The organism is Streptomyces aidingensis (assembly GCF_900112355.1).
GTDB lineage: Bacteria > Actinomycetota > Actinomycetes > Streptomycetales > Streptomycetaceae > Streptomyces > Streptomyces aidingensis.
Genome location: NZ_FOLM01000010.1, coordinates 195,609 through 219,832, shown reverse-complemented (window position 1 = coordinate 219,832; position 24,224 = coordinate 195,609). Strand labels below are relative to the sequence as shown.

The 24,224-nt window shown below is 71.9% G+C and carries 18 protein-coding genes; 9 read left to right on the top strand and 9 right to left on the bottom strand.

Annotation, left to right across the window (positions count from 1 at the left end):
* Window positions 1-21 precede the first annotated feature (21 nt).
* The gene (locus tag BM242_RS19045) at window positions 22-2,445 is read left to right on the top strand and encodes a serine/threonine-protein kinase (RefSeq protein WP_093840072.1); all 2,424 of its coding nucleotides are present in this window, start codon (window positions 22-24) and stop codon (window positions 2,443-2,445) included.
* A 69-nt stretch (window positions 2,446-2,514) separates the two neighbouring features.
* Here BM242_RS19045 and BM242_RS19040 read toward each other — a convergent pair whose 3' ends face one another.
* Window positions 2,515-4,788 (bottom strand): (Fe-S)-binding protein, encoded by a 2,274-nt coding sequence (locus BM242_RS19040; RefSeq protein ID WP_093840071.1) that lies wholly within the window; start codon window positions 4,786-4,788, stop codon window positions 2,515-2,517.
* Window positions 4,789-5,144: 356 nt separating this feature from the next.
* Here BM242_RS19040 and BM242_RS19035 point away from each other — a divergent pair, with 356 nt between their 5' ends.
* From BM242_RS19035 to BM242_RS19010, 6 genes are all read left to right on the top strand, one after another.
* Window positions 5,145-6,479: an extracellular solute-binding protein gene (locus tag BM242_RS19035; protein ID WP_245834281.1), complete on the top strand. Its 1,335-nt coding sequence runs from the start codon at window positions 5,145-5,147 to the stop codon at window positions 6,477-6,479.
* Between the two features lie 104 nt (window positions 6,480-6,583).
* Window positions 6,584-7,606 carry an LCP family protein gene (locus tag BM242_RS19030; protein ID WP_175541486.1) on the top strand — a complete coding sequence of 341 codons (1,023 nt, stop codon included), beginning with the start codon at window positions 6,584-6,586 and terminating at the stop codon, window positions 7,604-7,606.
* Between the two features lie 159 nt (window positions 7,607-7,765).
* Window positions 7,766-9,628, top strand: a complete 1,863-nt coding sequence (gene dnaK / locus BM242_RS19025; RefSeq protein WP_093840068.1) for a molecular chaperone DnaK — start codon at window positions 7,766-7,768, stop codon at window positions 9,626-9,628.
* Window positions 9,625-10,383 carry a nucleotide exchange factor GrpE gene (gene grpE, locus BM242_RS19020; RefSeq protein ID WP_093840067.1) on the top strand — a complete coding sequence of 253 codons (759 nt, stop codon included), beginning with the start codon at window positions 9,625-9,627 and terminating at the stop codon, window positions 10,381-10,383. The genes dnaK and grpE overlap by 4 nt, the downstream gene beginning before the upstream one ends.
* Before the next feature lie 111 nt (window positions 10,384-10,494).
* Window positions 10,495-11,691: a molecular chaperone DnaJ gene (dnaJ, locus tag BM242_RS19015; protein ID WP_093840066.1), complete on the top strand. Its 1,197-nt coding sequence runs from the start codon at window positions 10,495-10,497 to the stop codon at window positions 11,689-11,691.
* Between the two features lie 58 nt (window positions 11,692-11,749).
* Window positions 11,750-12,202, top strand: coding sequence for a heat shock protein transcriptional repressor HspR (locus tag BM242_RS19010; RefSeq protein ID WP_093840097.1), 453 nt, complete (start codon window positions 11,750-11,752; stop codon window positions 12,200-12,202).
* A gap of 73 nt (window positions 12,203-12,275) precedes the next feature.
* On the opposite strand, the gene BM242_RS19005 is transcribed toward BM242_RS19010, so the two are convergent.
* The 4 genes from BM242_RS19005 to BM242_RS18990 form a co-directional block, all read right to left on the bottom strand.
* Window positions 12,276-13,625 carry a UDP-glucose dehydrogenase family protein gene (locus tag BM242_RS19005; RefSeq protein ID WP_093840065.1) on the bottom strand — a complete coding sequence of 450 codons (1,350 nt, stop codon included), beginning with the start codon at window positions 13,623-13,625 and terminating at the stop codon, window positions 12,276-12,278.
* Window positions 13,626-13,753: 128 nt separating this feature from the next.
* On the bottom strand, window positions 13,754-14,986 hold the full coding sequence (locus BM242_RS30890; protein ID WP_093840064.1) for a right-handed parallel beta-helix repeat-containing protein: 1,233 nt from the start codon (window positions 14,984-14,986) through the stop codon (window positions 13,754-13,756).
* Window positions 14,983-16,905 (bottom strand): right-handed parallel beta-helix repeat-containing protein, encoded by a 1,923-nt coding sequence (locus BM242_RS18995; protein WP_245834275.1) that lies wholly within the window; start codon window positions 16,903-16,905, stop codon window positions 14,983-14,985. The genes BM242_RS30890 and BM242_RS18995 overlap by 4 nt, the downstream gene beginning before the upstream one ends.
* The gene (locus BM242_RS18990; protein ID WP_093840063.1) at window positions 16,905-18,242 is read right to left on the bottom strand and encodes a glycosyltransferase family 2 protein; all 1,338 of its coding nucleotides are present in this window, start codon (window positions 18,240-18,242) and stop codon (window positions 16,905-16,907) included. The genes BM242_RS18995 and BM242_RS18990 overlap by 1 nt, the downstream gene beginning before the upstream one ends.
* 553 nt (window positions 18,243-18,795) lie before the next feature.
* Here BM242_RS18990 and BM242_RS18985 point away from each other — a divergent pair.
* Together BM242_RS18985 and BM242_RS18980 are read left to right on the top strand one after the other, a co-directional pair.
* Window positions 18,796-18,996 (top strand): cold-shock protein, encoded by a 201-nt coding sequence (locus BM242_RS18985; protein WP_093840062.1) that lies wholly within the window; start codon window positions 18,796-18,798, stop codon window positions 18,994-18,996.
* A 250-nt stretch (window positions 18,997-19,246) separates the two neighbouring features.
* Complete coding sequence (locus tag BM242_RS18980) at window positions 19,247-20,686, top strand: ferric reductase-like transmembrane domain-containing protein (RefSeq protein ID WP_139238370.1); 1,440 nt, start codon at window positions 19,247-19,249, stop codon at window positions 20,684-20,686.
* 22 nt (window positions 20,687-20,708) lie between these two features.
* Here BM242_RS18980 and BM242_RS18975 read toward each other — a convergent pair whose 3' ends face one another.
* Genes BM242_RS18975 through BM242_RS18960 form a run of 4 tightly spaced genes read right to left on the bottom strand, consistent with a single transcriptional unit; the run spans window position 20,709 to window position 24,138 of the window.
* Entirely contained in the window at window positions 20,709-21,521 is an 813-nt protein-coding gene (locus BM242_RS18975; protein WP_175541485.1) for a sugar phosphate isomerase/epimerase family protein, read from the bottom strand.
* A 35-nt stretch (window positions 21,522-21,556) separates the two neighbouring features.
* Entirely contained in the window at window positions 21,557-22,300 is a 744-nt protein-coding gene (gene aroD, locus BM242_RS18970; protein WP_175541484.1) for a type I 3-dehydroquinate dehydratase, read from the bottom strand.
* Between the two features lie 36 nt (window positions 22,301-22,336).
* Window positions 22,337-23,287, bottom strand: a complete 951-nt coding sequence (locus tag BM242_RS18965) for an ROK family protein (protein ID WP_175541483.1) — start codon at window positions 23,285-23,287, stop codon at window positions 22,337-22,339.
* Between the two features lie 35 nt (window positions 23,288-23,322).
* Window positions 23,323-24,138 carry a hypothetical protein gene (locus BM242_RS18960; RefSeq protein ID WP_093840057.1) on the bottom strand — a complete coding sequence of 272 codons (816 nt, stop codon included), beginning with the start codon at window positions 24,136-24,138 and terminating at the stop codon, window positions 23,323-23,325.
* Window positions 24,139-24,224 lie beyond the last annotated feature (86 nt).

Here is a 24,224-nt window from a genome sequence, read left to right as displayed (position 1 = left end):
ACGGACGCGAGGAGGACGACGGTGCTGGATCCGCTGAGTGCGCAGGACCCCCGGCACATCGGGCCCTACCAGACGCTGGCCCGGCTGGGCGCCGGCGGCATGGGCATGGTGTATCTGGCCCGCCGGGACGGCCCGCCGCCCGACCCCCGCGAGGACGGCTCCGGGCTGGCCGCGGTGAAGACCATGCACCGCGAGCTGGCCGCCGACGAAGGCTTCCGGGTGCGCTTCCGCCGGGAGACCGAGGCCGCCCGCACGGTGCGCAGCCCCGGCACCGTCAGGCTGCTGGACGCGGGCCCGCAGGACGATCCGCCCTGGCTGGCCACCGCCTATCTGCCCGCGCCCAGCCTTCAGGAGGCGGTGTCCCGGCTGGGCCCGCTGCCGGAACCGCTGGTGCGCCGCCTCGGTGCGGATCTGGCCCGGGCGCTCGCCGCCGTGCACGGCGCCCGGCTGGTGCACCGGGATCTCAAGCCGGGCAATGTGCTGCTGGCGGCCGACGGCCCCAGGGTGATCGACTTCGGCATCGCCCGGGAGGCCGACGCGACCGCGCTGACCGCCACCGGTGTCGCCCTGGGCTCGCCCGGCTACATGGCCCCGGAGCAGCTCGGCGGCGCGGCGCTCACCCCGGCCACCGATGTGTTCGGGCTGGGCGCGGTGCTGTGCTTCGCCGCCACCGGCCACGGCCCGTTCGAGGACGAGCAGATGGCGGCCGTGCTGATGCGCGCCATGCGCGGTGAGGCGGAGCTGTCCGCCGTGCCGGACGGGCTGCGGGGCCTGCTGGCGGCCTGTCTGCGTCCCGATCCCGGGCAGCGGCCCCGGACCGAGGAGCTGATCCGGGAGCTGGACGGCATCCCGGCGGACCACCCGGCGGGGGTGGCGGTCCCGGCGGCGCCCGCCGGGCGGCCGGACCCTCCATGGCCGAAGGGGGTGCGGGAGCTGATCGGGGAGCACCGGGCCGCGCTGGCCCGGGCGCTGGAGCGGGCCCCCGCCCCGCCGTCGGCGGTGGCCACCATGACCGGTCCGCCGCGCCCGCAGCCGGCTCCGGCCTCCGCTCCGGGCCCCGCCGCACCGCCCGCCGCACCGTCCGCCGCACCGTCCGCCGGGCGACGCCGCCGGGCCGTGGTGGCGGCCACCGCGGGCGGTGCGGCCCTGGCGCTGACCGGCGGGGTGCTGGCGGGCGTGCTGCTGTTCGGCGGTGACGGGGGCGGTGACCCGGCGGCCGGTCCGGACCGCACCCCGGGCGCGGCCGGTGACGATCCCGCCGACGGCACCGGCGGTGCCGCGAAGACGCCGCCGGAGGACGACGGGGCGCCTGGCGGGGCCGGTCCGGTGCGGGCGGCCGAGTTCTCCCACAACACCCTGGAGGGGCAGCCCCGCACCGACTACCTCGGCGAGGCGGCCACCGACCCGGAGCTGCGCCCGGAGAACTGGGAGCCGTGGTGGAACACCCTGCCCGGGTTTCCGGAGAGCTGTTTCCTCGGTGAGGAGCTGATCTCCTGCCGGGTCAACGTGGGCGGCACGCACAGCGAGCTGCGGGTGCTGAGCACCGCGGACGGCGGTGAGCTGCTGACCGCGCCGAAGTGGCGGGAGCTGCCGGTGCCGCTGGCCGCCCCGGCGGTCAGCGGCCCGTATGTGTATCTGCCGGACGGCACGGATGTGCGGCGGGTGCACGCGGCCGACGGCACGGTCGCCGGTGCCTACCCCGGCAGCCCCGGCTACTACCCGGAGCGGACCCTGGTCGCGGACGGTGTGGTCTATGCCGGCTTTGTCGGGGAGTCCGGCATTGGCAACTCCTACTCGATGCTGTTCCGGGCCTTCGAGGAGGAGACCGGGGAGCTGCTGTGGGAGCGGAATGTCACCGCCGCCCATCCGTACGCCATGGAGCTGGCCGGCGGCCGGCTGCTGCTGGAGGGGGACATGCCCGGTGCGGTGCTGGACGCCGCCACGGGCGAGCCGGTCGCCGAGGCGGCGGGCGCCTGCGGCTTCTGGCGGGTGGTGGGCGAGCTGGTGTACTGCCCCGACTACGGCACCGGGCAGGCCGAGCGGCCGGTGTGGTCCGCCGCCACCTGGGAGGAGGTCTACCGCCTGCCGCCGCTGAGCGCGGTGCTGGACCCGGAGCGGGGCATCGTGGCGGACACCGCCGACCCGCAGTTGCGCATCCGGGAGGGGGCGTCCGGCGAGCAGCTCTGGGCGGGCGCGGCCACCGATTTCGCCACCCGCGTGCAGTTCACGGCCGGCGGCGGGCTGCTGCTTGCCTCCGGCTACGGCGGGCTGGACATCTACCGGCTGTCGGACGGGACGCCGCTGCCGGAGCCGGAGCTGCCGGCCGGCTGGCCCGGCCCGGCGCGCGGCGGCACCCCGAACGATCCGGTCGCCCTGGCCCGCGGCGGGCTGCTGTTCCTGTTCTTCCAGAACGGCGACGTGATCAGCACGGAACTGCCCCAGTAGGCGGGAGGGGCCGCGCCCGGCGGATGCGCGGGCGCGGCCCCTCCCGCCCGGTGCGGCGGCACCGGGGCGTCAGGTGGCGGGCTCCGGTTCCACGGCGGGTTCCGGGGCGCCGCCCGAGGCCGGTTCGGCCTGCACCGAGCGCAGCAGCAGCTGGGCGACGTCCACCACCTCGATCTCCTCCCTGGCCTGCCCCGAGTTCTTCTTGCCATTGACCGAGTCGGTCAGCATGACCAGGCAGAACGGGCAGGCGGTGGAGACGATGTCGGGGTTGAGGGACAGGGCCTCGTCGACGCGCTCGTCGTTGATGCGCTTGCCGATCCGCTCCTCCATCCACATCCGGGCGCCGCCGGCGCCGCAGCAGAAGCCGCGTTCCTTGTGGCGGTGCATCTCCTCGTTGCGCAGCCCCGGCACCTTCCCGATGATCTCCCGCGGCGGGGTGTAGACCTGGTTGTGCCGGCCCAGGTAGCACGGGTCGTGGTAGGTGATCAGCCCTTCCACCGGGGTGACCGGGACCAGCTTGCCCGAGTCGATGAGGTGCTGGAGGAGCTGGGTGTGGTGGATCACCTCGTACTCGCCGCCGAGTTGCGGGTATTCGTTGGCGATCGTGTTGAAGCAGTGCGGGCAGGTGGTGACGATCTTCTTCTTGGCCCGCTCCACCCGCACGCCCTGGTCCTCGTCCTCGCCGAAGGCCGTGTTCAGTGTGTCGATGTTCTGCCGGCCGAGCTGCTGGAAGAGGAATTCGTTGCCCAGGCGGCGGGCGGAGTCACCGGTGCAGGACTCCTTCCCGCCCATGATCGCGAAGGACACCCCGGCGATGTGCAGCAGCTCGGCGAAGGCCTTGGTGGTCTTCCTGGCGCGGTCCTCCAGGGCGCCGGCACAGCCCACCCAGTACAGGTAGTCCACCCCGGTCAGGTCCTCGACGTCCTGGCCGACCACGGGGACGGGGAAGTCGACCTCCTTGGCCCACTCCAGCCGCTTCTTCTTGGCCAGGCCCCAGGGATTGCCCTTGCGTTCGAGGTTCTTCAGCATGGTGCCGGCCTCGGACGGGAACGCCGACTCGATCATCACCTGGTAGCGGCGCATGTCCAGGATGTGGTCCACATGCTCGATGTCCACCGGGCACTGCTCCACGCAGGCGCCGCAGGTGGTGCACGACCACAGCACATCGGGGTCGATGACCCCGTTCTCCTCGGCGGTGCCCACCAGCGGGCGGCCGGCCTCGGCCAGCGCGCTCGCCGGGACGTCCGCGAGCTGCTCCCCGCTCGCCTTCTCCTCGCCCTCCGCGGTCCTGCCGCCGCCCGCCAGCAGATAGGGGGCCTTGGCATGGGCGTGGTCGCGCAGCGACATGATCAGCAGCTTGGGGGAGAGCGGCTTGCCGGTGTTCCAGGCCGGGCACTGCGACTGGCAGCGCCCGCATTCGGTGCAGGTGGAGAAGTCCAGCAGGCCCTTCCAGGAGAAGTGCTCCACCTGGGAGACGCCGAGCTGCGGCTCCTCCTCCCCGGCCTCGTCGAAGACCGTCTCGAAGTCGATCTCCTTGCCGCCGCTGGTCATGGGCAGCAGTTCGCCCAGCGCGGTGCCGCCGTCGGCCCGGCGCTTGAACCAGATGTTGGGGAAGGCGAGGAAGCGGTGCCAGGCTACGCCCATGGCGGTGTTCAGCCCGACCGTGATCGCCCAGATCATGGAGACACCGATCTTGATCATGGCGGTCAGATAGACCAGCGTCTGCAAGGTGCCGGTGTCCAGTCCGTCGAAGGCGGCGACCAGCGGGTAGGAGACGAAGTAGCCGGCCTGGTAGCCCTCCACATGGTGCAGCGCGCCCTCCAGGCCGCGCAGCGTCAGGATGGCGGCGCCGATGACCAGGATGACGTATTCGACGAAGTAGCCCTGCCAGAAGGTGGAGCCGGCGAAGCGGGACTTGCGTCCGGCCCGGGAGGGCAGGGACAGCAGCCGGATCACGATCAGCACCGCGATGCCCGCCACCGTGGCGCCGGCGATGAACTCCACGAAGATCTCGTACGGCAGCCACTCGCCGATCAGCGGCAGCAGCCAGTCGGCCTGGAAGAGCTGGCCGTAGGCCTGGAGCAGGGTGGGTACCAGGGTCAGGAAGCCGATGGCCACAAACCAGTGCGCCACGCCCACCACGGCCCACCGGTTCATCCGGGTGTGGCCGAGGAATTCCCTGGTCAGGGTGAGGGTCCGCCGGCCGGGCGCGTCGGTGCGGCTGCCCGCGGGCACCGGCTGTCCCAGCTTCAGGGTCTGGACGATCTGCCCGACCGCCCGGCCGAACAGCGCGACGGCCACCGCGGTGAGTACCAGCGACACGACGATCGCTACGAGTTGCATGACGGCTCCTCGGACCGGCGGAACGGGGGCTGGAGGTGAAGCTACTGAACGGTAACTCAGTCGTTTTGGACAGAGCGTACCGAGATCGTCCGCGCCTCGCAGCCCGACGGCGGGTGATCTGTGTCGCCCAGGCTCCCCTGACCTCCTCCCGAGGTCCTCAAGTCCCCCCGCGGACAGACGCGCGGCCCTCGGGTGACCGCCCGCCGGGCCCGGCCCCCCGATACCCGGCCGGCAGGCGCGGAATACCGATCGGGAATGACCCGGCCGCACCGGGCGGGGCGCGCGTCCGTGCAGGTTAGGGTCCCTCGGATCAGCGGACGGCAGCGGAAACGGCAGCGGAAACGGCAGCGGTGACCATGGCGACACAGAACCCCACCACCACCGGCCCGGCACCGGCCCGGGCCCCCGCCTCGCTGGCGGCCCGGATGCGGCGGACCGCGGCCGGAGCCACCGCCGGGGCCGTGGCCCTGCTGGCACCGGCCGGCTGCGCCGCGTTCCAGGACACCGCGGACACCACGGTGATCACCGTGCTGGCCGCCGACTTCGGTGCCGGACCGGCGACCGGCGCCGCCCGGGAGCGCTGGAACTCGCTGGCGGCGGGATACCGGGCGGAGCACCCCGGGGTCACCGTCGAGGTGGAGCTGGTCCCCCGGGCGGAGCTCGACGGCCTGCTGGCCCGGCGGGTGGCCGAGGGCAGCCCGCCGGACATCGCCCAGACCGGCAGCTATGTCCCCTACGCCGCGGACGGCCTGCTCCACCCGGTCCGGGAGATCCTGCCGCCCGCCGTCCAGGCGGACTTCCTGCTGGCCCTGTCCCGGGCGGGCGAGTACCGGCTGGAGCAGTACGCCATGCCGTATCTCGCCTCCACCCCCCGGCTGCTGTGGAACCCGGAGCTGTTCCGGGCCGCCGGGCTGGAGGGCCCCCCGGCCGACTGGGCGGAGCTGGCCCGGGCCGCCCGGGCGCTCGGGGACGCCGGGGTGGAGGTGCCCTATGCGCTCCAGCTCGCCGAGGGCTCGGCGACCCAGGAGATCCTGGTCTGGATGCTGGCCGGCGGCGGCGGCCTCACCGGCGGCGCCGGCGAATACCGCCTGGACAGCGCGGCCAACATCGCCACCCTGACCTGGCTCCGGGACCATCTGGTGGCGCCCGGGCTGGCCAAAGACCCCTACCCGGCCGACCGGGACGCCGTGACCGAGGCGTTTCTGGGCGGCCGGATCGGCATGCTGCTCGCCCACCCGCCCCTCGTCCGCGCGGCCGAGACGGCCGGGCTGCCCTACGACCACGCCGCGTTCCCGGCCCGGGAGGGCGGCCCGGCGCTGCCGCTGGGGCTCACCGACTGGCTGATCGCCTTCCGTGACGGGGGCCGCGGCGAGGCGGCCGGGGAGTTTCTCGGCTACCTGTACGCGGCCGACCGGGTGACGGCCGCCACCGCGCGGGACGGCACCCTGCCCACCACCGTCTCCGCCGCCGAGCGGCTGCGCGGGATGCCGCAGGGGCAGCCGCTGCGCCCGTTCTTCGAGCAGATGGCCGAGTCGGTGCTCCAGCCGGTCGACAAGCGGTCCTGGCCGGAGGTGGCCGCCCTGCTGGAGGACGCGATCGGCCGGGCGCTGGAGCCCGGCGGTGATCCGGCCGCGGTGCTCTCCCGGCTGCAGAACGAGGCCCGGCGGGCGGAGGAGACCGCTCCGTCCTGAGCCGGTCCTGAGCCGGTCCTGAGCCGGTCCCGGCGGGCGGCGGACCCGGAACACGAATGTCCGGAATAGCCGGAAATGGGACAATCGGTGAGCATAATGCGCGCATGACTCCGCGTCACCGCCGCCTGCCGGTCCGTCGCCCGCTGCTCGTCCTCACCTGGATCCTGCTGCCGCTGCTGGCCGTGGGCTGGTGGCTCTATCTGCGTCTGGACGGCAACGTCCGCACCGATCATGCCGCCGCGGCGGCCCTGGCCGACGACGCCGCGGCGCGGCCCCCGGCCGACGCGGCATCCGGCGGCACCCGCACCTATGTGGTCATCGGCTCGGACGAGGAGGGCGGCACCGGCACCGCCCGCTCGGACACCGTGCTGCTGCTCCAGCTTCCCGCGGACGGCCACCGTGCCGAGGTGGTGCACATCCCGCGCGATCTGATGGTGGACATCCCGCGCTGCCGCCGCGAGGACCACGGGGACGACGAGACCGGTGCCGGGGACGCGGGCCGGGACGGGGCATGGACCGAGCCGCGGCGGGCGCAGTTCAACTGGGCGTATCAGTACGGCGGGGCGGCCTGCACCATCCGCACCCTGGAGGACCTCACCGGGGTGCGGGTGGACAGCCATCTGGTGATCGAGTTCTCCGCGGTGGAGAAGGTCGTCGACGCGGTCGGCGGGGTGGAGGTCACCCTGGCCGAGGACGAGTCCGACTGGCATGTCGGCCACCAGTTGACCGCCGGCACCCATCTGCTGGACGGCGAGCAGGCGCTGGCCTATCTCCGGGCCCGGCAACTGGTCGGCGACGGCAGCGATCTGAACCGCATCTCCCGCCAGCAGGAATTCCTGAAGCTGCTCTACGAACACGCCCGCGGCGACTCCACCCTGCTCAATCCGGCCCGGCTCTATCCGGTGCTGGAGGCCGCCACCTCCTCGGTCACCGCCGGACCGGGTCTGGACAGCCTGTCCGCGCTCTACGGCCTGGCCCGCGAGCTGCGCTCGGTGCCCGCCGAGGGGCTGCGCTTCCACACCCTGCCGGTGCTGCCGCACCCGGACCGGGAGAACCGGGTCGCCCTGGACGAGGAGCGGGCCGGGCCGGTCTTCGCCGCGCTGCGCCGGGGGCGTCCGCTGCCGTGAACGCCATGGCCGGGGGCGGTGCATCCGGCCCGAGTACGGCTTGAGCGTGGGAAGAGGATGAGAATTGAGCCCGGTCCGCTCAGGTCATTTGACGCGGGCGCCCGCCGCCTGCATTCTTGAGTCAGACCTACTCAAGGTATGGGCTTGGAGGATTCCGAAATGGCACGTGCGGTCGGCATCGACCTGGGTACGACGAACTCCGTCGTCAGTGTTCTCGAAGGCGGTGAGCCTACGGTCATCGCCAACGCGGAGGGCGCCAGGACCACGCCGTCCGTCGTGGCCTTCGCCAAGAACGGCGAAGTGCTGGTCGGCGAGGTCGCGAAGCGCCAGGCGGTCACCAACGTGGACCGGACCGTCCGGTCGGTCAAGCGCCACATGGGCACCGACTGGAAGATCAATCTGGACGGCAAGGACTTCAACCCGCAGCAGATGAGCGCCTTCATCCTGCAGAAGCTGAAGCGGGACGCGGAGTCCTACCTCGGTGAGAAGGTCACCGACGCGGTGATCACCGTCCCCGCCTACTTCAACGACCACGAGCGGCAGGCCACCAAGGAGGCGGGCGAGATCGCCGGCCTCAATGTGCTGCGCATCGTCAACGAGCCGACGGCGGCCGCGCTCGCCTACGGGCTGGAGAAGGACGACCAGACCATTCTCGTCTTCGACCTCGGCGGCGGCACCTTCGACGTGTCCCTGCTGGAGATCGGCGACGGCGTGGTCGAGGTGAAGGCCACCAACGGCGACAACCACCTCGGCGGCGACGACTGGGACCAGCGCATCGTCGACTACCTGGTGCAGCAGTTCCAGAACGGCCACGGCCTGGACCTCTCCAAGGACAAGATGGCCCTCCAGCGGCTCCGTGAGGCCGCCGAGAAGGCCAAGATCGAGCTGTCCTCCTCCACCGAGACCTCGATCAACCTGCCCTACATCACCGCCTCCGCCGAAGGCCCGCTGCACCTGGACGAGCGCCTCACCCGCGCCCAGTTCCAGCAGCTCACCGCCGATCTGCTGGAGCGCTGCAAGCACCCCTTCCACAATGTGATGAAGGACGCCGGCGTCCAGGTCTCCGAGATCGACCATGTGGTCCTGGTCGGCGGCTCCACCCGGATGCCCGCCGTGGCCGAGCTGGTCAAGCAGCTCACCGGCGGCAAGGAGCCCAACAAGGGCGTCAACCCGGACGAGGTCGTCGCCATCGGCGCCTCGCTCCAGGCCGGCGTGCTCAAGGGCGAGGTCAAGGACGTCCTGCTGCTGGACGTCACCCCGCTGTCCCTCGGCATCGAGACCAAGGGCGGCATCATGACCAAGCTGATCGAGCGCAACACCACGATCCCGACCAAGCGCTCCGAGATCTTCACCACCGCCGACGACAACCAGCCCTCGGTGCAGATCCAGGTCTACCAGGGCGAGCGGGAGATCGCGGCCTACAACAAGAAGCTCGGCATGTTCGAGCTGACCGGTCTGCCCCCGGCGCCGCGCGGCGTGCCGCAGATCGAGGTCACCTTCGACATCGACGCCAACGGCATCATGCATGTCTCCGCCAAGGACCTCGGCACCGGCAAGGAGCAGCGGATGACCGTCACCGGCGGCTCGGCGCTGCCGAAGGACGACATCGAGCGGATGATGCGCGAGGCCGAGCAGTACGCGGAGGAGGACCACCGCCGCCGTGAGGCCGCGGAGACCCGCAACCAGGCCGAGCAGCTCGTCTACACCACGGAGAACTTCCTCAAGGAGAACGCGGAGAAGGTCCCGGCCGAGATCAAGACCGAGGTCGAGGCGGCCGTGTCCGAGCTCAAGGAGACGATGAAGGGCGAGGACACCGCGGCCATCCGGGAGGCGTCCGAGAAGGTCGCCGCCACCAGCCAGAAGCTGGGCCAGGCCATGTACGCGGACGCCAAGACCGCCTCGGCGGCCGGCGGCGCCGGCGGGGCCGGCGGCCAGAGCGGCGGCTCCGCCTCCTCGGCCGACGAGGACGTGGTGGACGCCGAGATCGTGGACGACGACAAGCCGAAGGACGGTGCGGCGTGACGCAGGACCCGAACGGCTTCGAACAGGAGCCCGAGGTCCCCGACGCCAAGGCATCCGACAGCTCCGCCCAGGCCGGCGGCCCGGACCCCGACGGGGGTGCCGCCGACCGGACGGGCCCGTCGGGTGCCGCGGCCGGCGGCAGCGGTGAGGGCGAGGGCTCCGGCCCCGGCTCCTCCTCCGGCCCCTCCGCCAAGGAGGTGCAGGAGGTCGCCCTGACCGCCCAGCTCGACCAGTTGCGGGCCGCGCACAATGAGCGGACCGAGGACCTCCAGCGGCTCCAGGCGGAGTTCCAGAACTACCGCCGCCGGGTGGAGCGCGACCGGATCGCCGTCAAGGAGATCGCGGTGGCCAACCTTCTCACCGAGCTGCTTCCGGTGCTGGACGACATCGGCCGGGCCCGGGACCACGGGGAACTGGTCGGCGGCTTCAAGCAGGTGGCCGAGTCCCTGGAGACGGTGGTCGCCAAGATGGGGCTCAGCCAGTTCGGCAAGGAGGGCGAGCCCTTCGACCCGACCATCCACGAGGCGCTGATGCACAGCTACTCGCCGGATGTCACCGAGACCACGTGCGTGCAGATCCTGCAGCCGGGGTATCGGATCGGCGACCGGACGATCCGTCCGGCGCGGGTCGGCGTGGCCGAGCCCCAGCCCGGGGCCAAGACGGCGCCGGCCGGTGGCGAGAGCGCGGACGAGGAGACGGGCGAGCAGGAGTCCGGGGCCTCGAAGCAGGACAACGGTGGCTCCGAGGAGAGCTGAGGCCGAGCGCGCCCCCGGCCGGACCAGGTCCCCGGACCGGGTCCGGCCGGGCGGCGCGTCGGCGGACCGGCACACGGCGGACCGGCACACGGCGGGAGGAGGGACGCGCGGGTGAGCACCAAGGACTTCATCGAGAAGGACTACTACAAGGTTCTCGGCGTCCCCAAGGACGCCACCGAGACCGAGATCAAGAAGGCGTACCGGGCGCTGGCACGCGAGTACCATCCCGACGCGAACAAGGGCGACGTCAAGGCGGAGGCGCGGTTCAAGGACGTCTCCGAGGCATATGACGTGCTCGGCGACGCCAAGCGGCGCAAGGAGTACGACGAGGCGCGGGCGCTGTTCGGCTCCGGCGGCTTCCGGGGCGGGCCCGGCGCGGGCGGCGCCGGCCAGTTCTCCTTCGACCTCGGCGACCTGTTCGGCGGCCCGGGCCCCGGCTCGGGCACCGGCACCGGCACGGGCCAGGCCGGCGGTTTCGGCGGCGGGCTCGGGGATGTCTTCGGCGGCCTGTTCAACCGGAGCGGCACCGGGACCCGGACCCAGCCGCGGCGCGGCCAGGACATCGAGTCCGAGGTGACGCTGAGCTTCACCGAGGCGGTGCACGGCGCCACCGTGCCGCTGCGGATGTCCTCCTCGGCCGCCTGCAAGGCCTGCTCGGGCACCGGCGACAAGAACGGCACCCCGCGGGTCTGCCCGACCTGTGTGGGCACCGGCCAGGTCAGCCGGGGCCGGGGCGGCGGTTTCTCGCTCACCGACCCCTGTGTGGAGTGCAAGGGCCGGGGCCTGATCGCCGACGACCCGTGCGAGGTGTGCCGGGGCAGCGGCCGGGCCACCAGCTCCCGGACCATGCAGGTGCGCATCCCGGCCGGCGTCGGGGACGGGCAGCGCATCCGGCTGCGCGGCAAGGGCGCGCCGGGTGAGCGCGGCGGGCCCAGCGGGGATCTGTATGTCGTGGTGCATGTGGACAGGCACCCGGTATTCGACCGTCGGGACGACAATCTGACCATCACCGTGCCGGTGACCTTCCCGGAAGCCGCACTCGGTGGTGAGATCACCGTACCGACGCTGGGCGGTCCCCCGGTCACCCTGCGGCTGCCGCCGGGCACGCCGAGCGGGCGCACCATGCGGGCCCGCGGCAAGGGCGCCGTCCGCAAGGACGGCACCCGCGGCGACCTGCTGGTGACCATCGAGGTCGCGGTGCCGCACCAGCTCGGGGAGCGGGCGCGCAAGGCCCTGGAGGAGTACCGCAAGGCGGCCGAGGGCGAGGACCCTCGGGCGGCGCTGTTCGAGGCCGCGAAGGGAGAATGACCAGATGGACGGCCATGGCCGCACGGGACCGGGCGCCGGCTCGGCGCCCGGCCCCGGCATGAACCCGGGCAACCCCTACGAGCTGACCGAGGAAACCCCCGTCTATGTGATCTCGGTGGCGGCCCAGCTCTCCGGGCTGCACCCGCAGACACTGCGCCAGTACGACCGGCTGGGCCTGGTCTGCCCGGACCGCACGGCCGGCCGTGGCCGCCGCTACTCCGCCCGGGACATCCAGCTGCTGCGCGAGGTGCAGCGGCTCTCCCAGGAGGAGGGCATCAATCTGGCCGGCATCAAGCGGATCATCGAGCTGGAGAACCAGGTGGCCGCGCTGCGGTCGCGGCTGGCGGAGATGCAGCAGGCGCTGGAGGGCGCCGCGGCGGCGATGCGGCAGCGCGAGGCCGCCGTGCACGCCTCCTACCGCCGCGACCTGGTCCCGTACCAGGACGTCCGCCAGACCAGCGCCCTCGTCGTCTGGCGCCCCGACCGCCCGGGCCGCCCCGGCCGCCGCTGACCCGGGCCCCGCCCGGGCGGCCGGAGCCCGGCGCCCGGGGAAGAGCGCCGGGCGGGGACAGCACGACCGCGGGTCAGGGCCGGCCCAGGGCCCGGTAGGTCCATCCGGCGGCGCGCCACTGGGCCGGGTCGAGCGCGTGGCGGCCGTCCACGATGCGGCGGTGGGCCACCACGGCGCCCATGGCCGCCGGGTCGATCTCCCGGAATTCGGTCCACTCGGTCAGCAGCACCACCACATCGGCCCCGGCCGCCGCGTCCAGCGCGTCGGCCGCGTAGTCGAGCTGCGGACAGGCGCGGCGGGCGTTGTCCATGGCCACCGGGTCGAAGACCCGCACCCGGGCGCCGGCCGCGTGCAGCGTGGCGGCCACATCCAGCGCCGGGGCGTCCCGGATGTCGTCCGAGTCGGGCTTGAACGAGGCGCCCAGCGCCGCCACCCGGATGCCCGCCGGGTCACCGCCGGCCAGCTCCCGTATCAGGCTCACCGTGCGGGCCCGGCGCCGCTTGTTGATCTCGTCCACCTCGCGCAGGAAGGCCACCGCCTGGCCCACCCGGAGCTCCTCGGCCCGGTGGATGAAGGCCCGGATGTCCTTGGGCAGACAGCCGCCGCCGAAGCCCAGGCCGGGCCGGAGGAACCGGCCGCCGATCCGGTCGTCGTAGGCCAGCGCCTCCGCCAGCTTCTGCACATCCGCCCCGGTGGCCTCGCAGACCTCGGCCATGGCGTTGATGTAGGAGATCTTGGTGGCAAGGAACGAGTTGGCCGCGGTCTTCACCAGCTCGGCGGTGGCCAGATCGGTGGTCACCACCGGTGTGCCCTCGCCGATGACCGGGGCGAACGCCGCGCGCAGCCGCTCCTCGGCCCAGGCCGAGGTCACCCCGAACACCAGCCGGTCCGGGTGCAGGGTGTCCTCCACGGCGAAGCCCTCGCGCAGGAACTCCGGGTTCCATGCCAGCTCCACCTCCTCGCCGGCCGGCGCCAGCGACCGGACCCGGTCGGCCAGCGCCGCGGCGGTGCCCACCGGCACCGTGGACTTGCCCACCACCAGGGCGCGGCGGCGCAGATGCCGGGCCAGTTCATCGGTCGCGGCGTGCACAAAGCTCAGGTCGGCGGCGTTCGAGCCGCGCTGCTGCGGGGTGCCCACGCACAGAAAATGCACATCACCGAAGTCCGCCGCCTCGGCGAGGGAGGTGGAGAACCGGAGCCGGCCGGAGTCCATCGCCTTGGCCAGCAGTTCGGGCAGCCCGGGCTCGTAGAACGGGACCTCGCCGCTGTTCAGCCGCTCGATCTTGCCGGGGTCGACATCCACGCCCAGCACTTCGTAGCCGAGCGCGGCCATGCACACGGCGTGGGTGGCACCGAGATAGCCGGTGCCGATGACGGTCAGCCGCGGCGCCGCGGCGGTCGGGGTCGCTTCTGCGGGGACCATGAGCTCCTCCGGGGGAGTTCTCGGGCAGCACGGCATCGCCGCGCCACCGGACGGATTCCTTGCCTGCGGGGGGACGGGAGAGCGGGGGGAGCGGGGGGAGAGCCGGGAGGGCGGCCGGGCCGGCCGGGTCAGCCGGAGCAGTCGACGTTGGCCAGCCCCTCGGCGGCGCCGCTGACTTCGTTGTCGCAGGTCACCTTGTTGTCCTCGACGGGGGTGAGGCTGAACCCGTGGCCGGGGCCGTTCACGTGGGCGGTGTTGCCGCGGAACATGTTCCCGGTGCCCCAGCCGTCCACGACCTGATGGGTCTGGAACCCGTCCTCCAGGGAGTTGGTCCCGGTGTTGTTCTCGATGACCCAGTCGTTGCCCTTGACGTCCACCCAGGAGTCGCTGTGCCCGCCGGTCAGCCGGGCGCCGTCGAAGGTGTTGCCGGTGACCAGCCCGCCGGTGGTGCCCTCCTTGATGTCGACGGACTCGGCGGTGGTGTCCCGGATGTCGTTGCCGCGGATGATGTTGTGGTCGCTGCGGTCCGGCTCGCAGTCGGTGATCGAGCACCAGTTGGACTCGGCGCTGCCGATGTAGATGCCCTCGCCGAACTTCTCCCGGCGCAGCCCGGTGGTGCGGATGGTGTTGCCCTCCACCAGGTTGCCGGAGCTGAAGTTGCGCAGATGGATGGCCTCGTCGCCGATCTCCTGCACGGTCAGTCCCTTGATCACCGCGCCGGTGACCCGGTCGGCCATCACGCCCTTCTGGCTGTTGCGGACCGTGAAGCCGATCAGCCGCCAGTGGCTGGCGCCGTCGAGATGGAAGCCGTAGCCGCCCTCGATGTCCTCGCCGTCGAGCACCGCACCCGGGCCGCCGCAGACGAAGACCGGCTGCTGCTCGGTGCCCGGGACCGAGGCGGTGAAGGTGCCCGGGTAGGTGCCGTCGGCCAGCAGGATGCTGTCGCCGGGCCCGGCCTCGTCCAGTGCCCGCTGGAGGGATTCCGCGTCGTTGACGGTGACGGTGGGCTCAGGGCAGTCGGTGACGGCTGCTCCGGTGGGCGCGTCCCCGGTGGGTGCCGGGTCGAGGGGCCCGGTCTCCACCCCCGTGGGCCGGCCGTCCCCGCCGCCGTCGGCGTCCGGCTCGTCGCCGGTGCCGGAGGGCGAGGGAGAAGGCGAGGCGGAAGAGGAGGGGGAGGGGGAGGGGGAGGAACCCGGGCCGGTGCCCGCGGCCGGAGCCGGCCCCTCGCCGTCTCCGCTCCCGGCCAGGGCGACCACCAGCGCGGTGAGCGCGATCAGCAGGGCCGCGGTGGACAGCCAGGTGCGCGGGTCGCCGGGCGGCTTCCGGCGGGCGGCGGCCGGGCCCGGGGCGGGGCCGGTCATTCGGCCATCACCGGGACCCGGTGCCGTCCGCGCTGGGCCCCGGTCGGCACCTCGGTGGGCGGCGGGGTGGGCAGGGGCCGCTTGTCGTCGTAGGGATGCCGCACCCGTGGCGGCTGGCCCCTGCGGACGCCGTGGTGCTTCACGCCCATCATCGCCATGAACAGGATCAGCAGCAGGATGCTCACCCACAGCAGCGTCATGGGGCTGGCGTAGTGCTTGACCTTGGTCCAGAACGAGCTGGTGTCGTACCAGGCGAAGGTCTGGTTCTCCTTGACGGTGATTCCGCCGTCGGAGCGGGTGGTGTCCAGGGCGCTGGGGCCGACACCGGCGATCACATTGAAGGTGACCACCGAGCCGGGGACGTCGCCGACCAGCGAGACGCCGTGACTGGTGGCGTCCTGGATGGTGTTGCCCCGCACCTCGGCCTCGGAGTCCCGGATGTAGATGCCGGTCGCCGCGCCGTCCACGATGTTGCCGGTGACGGTGGCGGCCAGCACCCCGTCCCGGACCGAGATGCCCTGGCGTTCCTGCCCGGTGACCCGGTTGCCGGTGATGGACACGGTGTCGGCGTCCTGCCGCGCCACGATGCCCATGTCGCCCCCCTCGACCCGGTTGTTCTGCACGCCGACGTCGAAGCCGCCCAGCACTTCGATACCGTACCGGCCGTTGCCCTCGGCGACGGAACTGGAGACCGAGTTGGAGCCGTAGCTGTCGACGGGCTGGCCGGAGGCGGAGGGGCCGGAGGCCAGCGGGCGCCCGCTGACGGTGTAGCCGTTGCCCGCGTTGTCCCGCGCGGTGCAGCCGGTGACCTGCACCTGCTGGGTGGCGCGGGAGAGGATGAAGCCGTCGCCGCCGTTGTTCTCCGACACGGTGCGCTCCACCACGGCGCTGCGGACGAAGCGGTGCAGCAGCACCCCGTCCTGCAGGCTGTCGCGGACCACGGTGTCGCTGATGTCCACGCCCGCCGCGCTGGAGATGAACAGGCCGAAGGCGTTGCCGTCGATCTCGGAGTCGGCGATGGCCACCGACACATAGGAAAGGTCGGGCACGGTGAAGCGGGTGTCCGGGGTCTCCAGGGGCCCGGTCGGCAGCGCGGTGACGTCCCCGTTGCGCGGCGGCTCCGCTTCCTCGGCTCCCTCGCCGGGTTCGCCGCCGGTCTCGCTCTCCTCGGGCAGCGCGTCCGGCCCGTCGATGGCACCGGTGTTGGGCCGGTCGGTGCCGGTCAGGCTGAGCCCGCCGGTGCGTCCGCTCCAGAAGCCGAGGGTGGAGATGTGGGTGTGGTCCATCCGGAACTGGCCGCCGATGGCGCGGATGTAGGCCCGGCCGTCGCGCACATCGGTGTCCGCCGTGTCCTTGTCCGGGTCCCAGCTCGTGATCTCCAGCGGGGCCTGCGGGGTCCCCTGGAGAGTCAGTTCGCCGCCGAAGGAGACGATGGAGACGAAGCCGGCCGCGCTGCTGGCCATCCGCAGGGTCAGCCCGCCGGGGGTGGACAGCTTCAGCTTGGCGCCGGGGTTGAGATAGATGTTCTCGGTCAGCAGATAGGAGCCGTCGGACTGGCGGACGAAGGTCTGCGGCGCCAGCTCCAGCAGATCGGACACGGTGTACGCGTTGCTGCGCTCGGTGAGCACCAGGGTGTAGCCGCTGCCGGTGTCCAGCCGGTAGGGCTGCTTCCATGCGGTGCCGCCCTGCAGCGGGGCGATGGCGGTGATGGCGCGCACCTGGTTCAGCCGGTCGTCCTCGGCCGCCACCAGCGCGGCCTGCACCTCGGCCTCCTCCGGGGTGAACGGCATCGCCTGGTCCCCGTCGCCGCCGGTGTCGGCGTGTGCGCCGGCCGCCGGGCCGCCGAGTGCGGCCAGGACCGCGCAGGCGGCGACCAGGGCGAGACGCCCGGTCTGCCGCGTCGTTCGCGTGGGGCGCATCAGATCCGCACCGCCTTGACGTCGAGTTCCATGGTCTGCTCGGGGTCGCCGTGGTGCGTCCGGGGCCGCGGCGCGCGGGGGCCGCTGCCGGTGCCGGTCAGGGTGGCGGCGGTCTGGCCCTCGCCGCCGACGCTGGTGCTGCTTCGGGTCAGCCAGCCCTGCTTGTTCATGGTGATGAAGGCGTACAGCTTGATCGGCAGCGAAATCATGATCACCACCGTCGCCAGCAGCGGCAGCAGCAGGATCTCCTGCGGGTGGCGGCGCAGGTGCGACCAGCCGCGGATGCCGCGGCCGACCAGCAGCCAGATCAGCACCAGGATCAGGCCTCGGCCGGTGAGTTCAAGGCGGCTGAGGAGCAGATACCCCAGGGCCATCCCCATGGTCACCGGGGTGAGCAGGATCTGCAGCACGGTGATCTTGGTGACCAGCGGAACACGCCACAGCCAGCCCTTGTACAGGGCGGTCAGATAGCAGCGGTAGGAGTTCCGGCTCCACCGCACCCGCTGCTTGACGAAGGCACGGAAGGAGGACGGGAACATCGAGATGGCGCGGGCCGAGGACTGGTGGACGGTGCGGTAGCCGGAGGCCAGCACCAGCCAGGTGAGCCGGCCGTCGTCGCCGGCCACGCAGCGGCGGCCGAGGAAGAACTCGTTCTCCAGGTTCTCCAGTACCGGCACGATGGCCTCGCGGCGGTAGGCGGCGGTCCGACCGGAGAGGCAGGCCACCGCGCCCGCCCGGCCCATGGCCGGTACATAGTCGTAGTAGCGGAGGTTGACCAGCCAGTCGGCCATGCGCCGCCAGACGCTGGTGGTGCGCTGGTACACGTTCTGCTGGGTGCCGACCCCGCCGACCGAGGGGTCCTCGAACGGCATCTGCACGGCGGCCAGCAGTCCGGGCTCCCAGCGGGTGTCGGAGTCCACCAGCACCACCAGCTCACTGGTGGCGGCGCGGATGCCCACGCCGAGCGCGGAGCGCTTGCCGCGGTGCTCGAAGGCGAGCACCCGCACCCGGCGGTCCGTGACGGTGCGCAGCCGGCGCAGGACCTCGGTGTCCTCGACGTCCGGGACGATGATGATCTCGGTCGGATCCTGGTCCAGCCATGAGTCCAGGCACTCCATCAGAATGTCCGGGTCCTCCCGATAGGCCGGGACTACCACGGAAACAGTTGTCCGGAAGTCGTTCTTGACCGGGCGTGCGAACCGTGACAGTACCGCCCGGTAGAGCCACAGGGCCCAGACGAAGATTCCGGCCAGTCCGAGCGGCATGAGCTCGCGCCACGACGTCTCGCCGACCGCGACGACGATCCATGACCAGATGCCTTGTGTAAAGTCAGACACGAAAAGTAACCTAAGCCCCACTATGTCCCGTTCGCGACAACCCTCCACTGGGGCTGCGCAAGTCTCCCCACGACATGGAGACCGTAGAACAGATTCGGCCACCGCCTTCACTTTTTACGCACGTGTTACGAAGAATTCGTGAATGTGGTGGGTGCGTACAGCTATTCCGCGGTGCTTCCGCACTGTTTTGCCCAGCTTCGCCCCGCTGGGCAGGGTTCCTCTCGTCGGCGCTGGATCCTGCCCGTGCGGGGCGGCCGGCGCCGGGCGGGTGGCGCCGGGACGTCCGGGGGCGGTGCGGTGGGTCCGCGGGGCGCCTTGAAGCCGTACGGACGGGTGGAGTAGCCGAGTCGCGTGGTGGGAATGAAACCCGCCGGGCTAGGGTTGTGCATAGCGGTCGTAGTTTTTGCTTGTTCGTGTTACCCGCACGCTCGCAGTAAACGTGGTTCGCGGGCGCGCTGCTTGCCTTCAGGGATCTGGAGGAGTCGCGTCGAGACCGGCCCGGGGCGCCGTAAGGTGCGGCGCTCACGTATCCAGCCCCTGTCAAGGAGCAGTAATGACTCAGGGAACTGTCAAGTGGTTCAACGCGGAGAAGGGCTACGGCTTCATCGCGCAGAACGATGGCCCGGACGTCTTCGTCCACTACTCGGAGATCCAGGGCCAGGGCTTCCGCAGCCTGGAGGAGAACCAGGCCGTGGAGTTCGAGGTGGCGCAGGGCCCCAAGGGCCCGCAGGCCACCGATGTGCGCGTGCTCTGATCGTGAACCAGGGCGGTCGGCGCTGACCCGGCGCCGGGGCGGCCGTCTCGCACCGACGCGCACCGTCTGACCAGGGCCGGTACCTCCGGGTACCGGCCCTGGTCCGTGTCCGGACCCGCCTCCCCCGCGAGGCACCCGACATCCACCCCGGGCCGCCCGGGGGCCGCCGCACGGCCGCCCACGAGCCCTTCACCGACCCCACACCGCTCTCTCAGGCTTCCCTCATTTTTCTGCGGCAGGGTGCCGGGGCATGGACAGCACCGCCCAGACCTCGCTGCGGCCTGCTCCGTCCACGGGGAGCAGGCCCGTCCGTACCGCACCCGATACCGTCCCGGCCGCGGGACCCGTCCGGCGTGATGCCGCGGTCCGTGCCGCGGCGGCCGTGGCCCTGGTCCCGGCCCTGGTTCCGGCCTGGTACTGGTCGGCCACCGATCTGCCCGGCGGGCTGTTCGCCCCCGCCCGGTTCGCCGCCGTCACCGCCGGCGTGACGCTGCTCGCCCAGGCCCTGCTGCTCTCCCGGGTGCCGGTGCTGGAGCGCCCCTTCGGCCTGCACCGTCTCGTCCGGCTGGCCGACCTGGCCGGTCTCGCCTCCCTCGCCCTGGCCCTGGCCCACGCCGTGCTGGTCCTGCTCGCCCACGGCGGCAGCCCGCTCGACCTGGTCTCCCGCACCCCCGGCCCGCTGCTCACCGCGGCCGTCCTGGCCGCCGTGGCCCTGTGCTGGTTCCTCGGCCGGCGGCTGCTCCGCCTGCTCCGCCCGCGCCGCGGGCCGGCGGCCGACGGGCGGTGGTGGCGCGGCCCGCTCGCGCTCCTCCCCCTGTACTGCTGCCTGGGCCTTTTCCTCGTCCTGCCGCAACAGCTCCTGCGCGGCGCGAGCTTCCTGCCCTCCACCGCGGCCCGGGCCTACTGGTGGACGCTGTGGGGCCTCGCCGCGGGCGCGCTCGTGCTGTGGCGGGCCGCCCTGCCGCTGTGGCGCCACCGCCGGCACCGGCTGCGCGTAGCGTCGGTCGTCGCCGAGGGCAACGGCGTGCTGTCCGTGACCATCGGCGGGCGGCGGCTGGACCGGCTGCGGGCGGTCCCGGGACAGTTCCTGATCTGGCGCTTCCTCCAGCCGGAAACCTGGCGCCGGGCCACCCCGTACGCCCTCTCCGCCGTACCGGACGGCCGGCTGCTGCGCATCACCGTCCTCACCCGGGACGGCCACAACTCCGGCATCCGCGCCCTTGAGCCGGGCACGCCGGTCTGGTGCACCGGCCCGTACGGCCGCCTCACGGCCCGGGTGCGCACCCGCCGCCGGGTCGCCCTCATCGGCGCCGGGATCGGCGTGGCCCCGCTGCGCGCCCTCGCCGAAGGGCTGGACCACGGGCCCGGTGAAGCCGTGCTGCTGCACCGCTTCACCCGGCATCCGCTCTTCAAGCGGGAGTTCACCGCCCTGGCCCGGCGCAGCGGCCTGGACCTGATCCGGCTGCCGGGCCACCGCCGCGCCCCCGGCTCCTGGCTCGGCGACCGCGACGACCGGGACCGGGCGCTGCCGGCGGACGACCTGGCGGCCCTGCGCACGCTCGTCCCGGACATCGCCGACCGCGAGGTGTACGTCAGCGGCCCCCCGGAGTGGACCGCCGCCGTCCTGCGCACCCTCACCGACGCCGGCGTCCCGCCCCGCCACACCCACACCGAGCCGTTCCACTGGTGACCCGCGCCCCCGGGGCCGGCGCTCAGGACACCGGCCAGCCCCCGTAGACCGAGACGAGCACGGAGTGCGTCGCGGCGAAGGCCGCCCGGGCGGCGGCCCGGGGGCCGCCCGCCAGCAGGTCGTCGGACATGACCTCGGCCGTCATCTGGGGCCCGGCCCCGTGGCGGCGCAGCACGGTCAGCACGTCGCGGGCGTGGTTGCTCCCGCTGCCGGGCAGCAGCCGGTGATGGAGTGATTCATACCGTGCCTCGGGCAGCGCCTCGGGTCCGACGTCGCAGAGTTGCACGGCGAGGACCCGGCCGGGGGGCACCGGTGACAGTGCATCAGCCGTGGTACCCGCCCGTACCCAGTGCCATACATCGATGAGCAGGCCCGCACGGGAACTGTCCGCGAGACGTACCGCCTCCCAGGCGGCCCGCAGGTCCGGGATGCCTCCGAACGGCATGAACTCCAGTGCGACGGCCAGCCCACCGGCCCGCTCGCAGAGCGCCGCGAAGCGTTCGGCCACGAGGCCCGGCGGCGCCTTGTCGAACAACCCGGCGTTGACCCGGCTCGCGCCGAATGTCCTGGCGATGTGAAAGGCGGTCCGCTCCTTCACCGAGCCCGCGCCAGGGCCGGGGCCCGGCCCCGCCGGCAACCAGTCGCTGAGGAACTCCACCTCGGTGACCGCGAGCCCGTGGTCGTCCAGCAGCGTGCGCATGGTGCGGTCGTCCATCCCGTCACGGTGGGCGGCCAGGTAGGACTCCACACTGAGGCCGATGGCGTCGAACCCGGCCGCCGCCGCCGTGCGGACCCGCTCCGCAAAGGGAGTGTCGCCCAGCGTGCGCACGCTCATCGTGAGTCGGCTCCGGCCGTCCTTCCGGGGCATGCTTACACGGCCTCGAAGAGACTCAGCTCGTTGATCTTCCGCTGATTGAAGTCCGGATAAAACTGGCGAAGCAGATGGAATGTCTCATGGAAGTCGAGCTGTCCCGGGGCGAAGCTGCTGCCGATGAACGAGTAGGTGAGCCGGGAGCCCAGCGCCGGGAAGAACACGCGTGAGACGGCACCCAGCGCACCCATGGCGATCACAATGAGTTCCGGGCCGTCCTCTCTGGCGACCAGTAGCGAGGCCAGCCTCCGCAGGTCCGCTCCGGAGGCCACCATGGTCGAGATCTTGACGACGTCCGCGCCGGCCCGGGCCGCGTCGCGCACGACCGCCTCGAGTTCCTGGCGGCCCGGTGTGGCCTCGAAGTTGTGGTAGGAAACCACGGCGACGGTGTCGTTCTCCCTGGCCGTGGCGATCACCTCGGGCAGAATCCCCCGCGAGGACAGTTCGATGTCCACGGCGTCCACCACGGGAGCCACCGTGCGGAAGAGTTCCAGCCGCTCTTCCTCGGCGCCGTCCCAGTGCCCGCCCTCCTCCCGTGAGCGGATGGTGGCCAGGGTGGCCAGTTCGCGGAACAGCTTCACCTGCGCCAGCACATGGCCGGTATCGGCCCGTGAAAACTTGTCGATCCGCAGTTCCGCGACGTCCACACCGGCCCCCATGGCCTCCTTCGACAGCCTTTCGTTGTCGCTGTCCCGGAAACTGACGGCGATCAAGGGCGTCTCGCTGCCGAGTCGGTCTCGCAAGGTATTCATTGTCGGGCGTCCTCTGTTCCTCTGTGGTCAGTTGGGTATTCGAAAGGAGGTGCGTGACGGTGCCGGTCCGGGCGCCGGGCGATCCGGCGGGAACACCAGCCCCGTCCCTTCTATCGCCTGGAGCGCCGCTCCGAGCAGCGAGGAATGCGGCGCGGTTCTGGCGACTTCGATGACGTTCCGATCCGCTATGCCTCGCCAGAGGTTTTCCGGGAAACCGTTCATGAACAACCTCAGGTAGTGGTTGGCGCGGGCCACGAGGCCCGGGATCTGGGATATGCCGGCTCCCATCCGGACGGTGGTGAAAGAGCAGGAGTACAGGAGATTGGCACAGGCGCGGGCGATGTACCGGGCCTCCAGGTCCCAGGCCCGGTGGCCGGCCGGCAGCTCGTGGGTGGGCCTCTGCCACCGGCCGCTCAGCGCACGGCCTGAGGCGAGGCCCTGGAAGCAGGCACCGTGGAACCGGCAGCTTCCGGGGTAGCCGTCGTCCGGTTCTCGCGGCAGATGCATGTGCCCGAGCTGGGGCGGGTCCGTTCGTGGCACGGTGCGTCCTGGCGGTCCGTGGAAAGTTCCGCCGATCCCGGTCCCGATGGACAGATAGACGAAGTCTTCGGCAGGGAGAGTCATGTTCCGCGCTTCGGCGATCGCGGCGGCATTGACATCGAAATCGAACAATACGGGTACATGGAAGCGGGTGGTAAGCATCGACGGCAGATTGACACCCGACCACTGCGGTTCGGAGCTGCCGACGATTCCTCCGAAATCACCGAGCCCAGGATTCACCTCCAGCGGGCCGAAGACGGCAAGGCCGATGGCCACAACAGAGTATCGCTCGCAAATGCCGTCAAGATACGCCAGCAGCGCGTCCACCGTTTCGCGGGGCGTGGTCACGCGTATGCGACAACGTTCGAGCTCGTTCGCGTCCGGAGTGAATACACCTGCCAGGAACTTCGTTTTTCCGGCGTCTATCGCGGCAACCACCTCCTTCGGTCGCGTGGCGGGCCGTGGGCCGGGTATCACGGCCGCTGCTGGGGGCGCAGGAGCTCCTGACGGGGCTGGCGGGCCCAGTTCTCAAAGAGCTCGAATAGATGTTCGGATAAGGAATTCCGCTCGTAGTACCGATATTCGAGTGACGTATCCGCCAGTCGCCCGGTCTCGTGGTCCCAGCGGGGGAAGGCGATCAGCAGGTGGGTACGGTCGATGGCAAGTCCGAGCAGGAAGGGGAAGCTGGGATACTTCCAGATTTCCAGCCCGGCCCGGCCGTCGCAGAGCGCCCGCAGCCGTTCTACCGTCTCGCTCTGCTCCCCTTCCCAGTGCCGCGGGAAGAGCTCCTTGTCGGCTCGCGCGAAGTCGATGGTGCGCAGCGTGATGGACAGCCGGTTGGGGTTCCGCCGGACCAGGTCCCTGAGCAGCGCCGTGGTGAAGGTGCCGCCGGTGAAGGCCAGGATCTCGATGTGCACGACGCGGCGCGAAACGCTGTCGCTCACCAGTTGATGGACGAAGTCGGCGGTTCCGGCCACATCGTCGGTGAACCTTCGGCCTGCTTCCCTCGATCCCATGCTCTGCCGGACCGTGCGAGCGAGCCGGTCCTCCGTGCTCTGGCCGACCGTTCCCAGCACGATGAAGACCACCGGGAAGACGATCAGTGCGGCGATGAGGTTCGGGAACAAGTCCTTGAGGAATCCGGCCGTCTGCCCGCCCCGCTCCCCATCCGGCAGCAGGAAGTAGATGACCGTGAGCGAGGCTGCGGTGACCAGTGCCAGAAGCAGCTTGAGCCAGTCGATGGCGGCTTCGTTCCGGTCCTCGTACCGACCCCACGGTCCCCGCCCCATGTGGAAACAGCCTCCCAACCCGGCCCCGAGCCCCTGGCGGTGTTCGAGCAGGTGTGCGCCCCGACGAGACAGCGTAGCGTGTGACC

Excerpts from the sequence above, each read along its gene's own strand:
- BM242_RS18975 (WP_175541485.1), bottom strand. The coding sequence starts at position 21,521 with ATGAGCGTGCGCACGCTGGGCGACACTCCCTTTGCGGAGCGGGTCCGC.
- BM242_RS19040 (WP_093840071.1), bottom strand. The coding sequence starts at position 4,788 with ATGCAACTCGTAGCGATCGTCGTGTCGCTGGTACTCACCGCGGTGGCC.
- BM242_RS19010 (WP_093840097.1), top strand. The coding sequence starts at position 11,750 with ATGAACCCGGGCAACCCCTACGAGCTGACCGAGGAAACCCCCGTCTAT.
- BM242_RS18980 (WP_139238370.1), top strand. The coding sequence starts at position 19,247 with ATGGACAGCACCGCCCAGACCTCGCTGCGGCCTGCTCCGTCCACGGGG.
- BM242_RS18985 (WP_093840062.1), top strand. The coding sequence starts at position 18,796 with ATGACTCAGGGAACTGTCAAGTGGTTCAACGCGGAGAAGGGCTACGGC.
- dnaK (WP_093840068.1), top strand. The coding sequence starts at position 7,766 with ATGGCACGTGCGGTCGGCATCGACCTGGGTACGACGAACTCCGTCGTC.
- BM242_RS30890 (WP_093840064.1), bottom strand. The coding sequence starts at position 14,986 with ATGACCGGCCCCGCCCCGGGCCCGGCCGCCGCCCGCCGGAAGCCGCCC.
- BM242_RS18995 (WP_245834275.1), bottom strand. The coding sequence starts at position 16,905 with ATGCGCCCCACGCGAACGACGCGGCAGACCGGGCGTCTCGCCCTGGTC.
- BM242_RS19030 (WP_175541486.1), top strand. The coding sequence starts at position 6,584 with ATGACTCCGCGTCACCGCCGCCTGCCGGTCCGTCGCCCGCTGCTCGTC.
- BM242_RS19035 (WP_245834281.1), top strand. The coding sequence starts at position 5,145 with ATGGCGACACAGAACCCCACCACCACCGGCCCGGCACCGGCCCGGGCC.
- BM242_RS18960 (WP_093840057.1), bottom strand. The coding sequence starts at position 24,138 with ATGGGGCGGGGACCGTGGGGTCGGTACGAGGACCGGAACGAAGCCGCC.
- BM242_RS19005 (WP_093840065.1), bottom strand. The coding sequence starts at position 13,625 with ATGGTCCCCGCAGAAGCGACCCCGACCGCCGCGGCGCCGCGGCTGACC.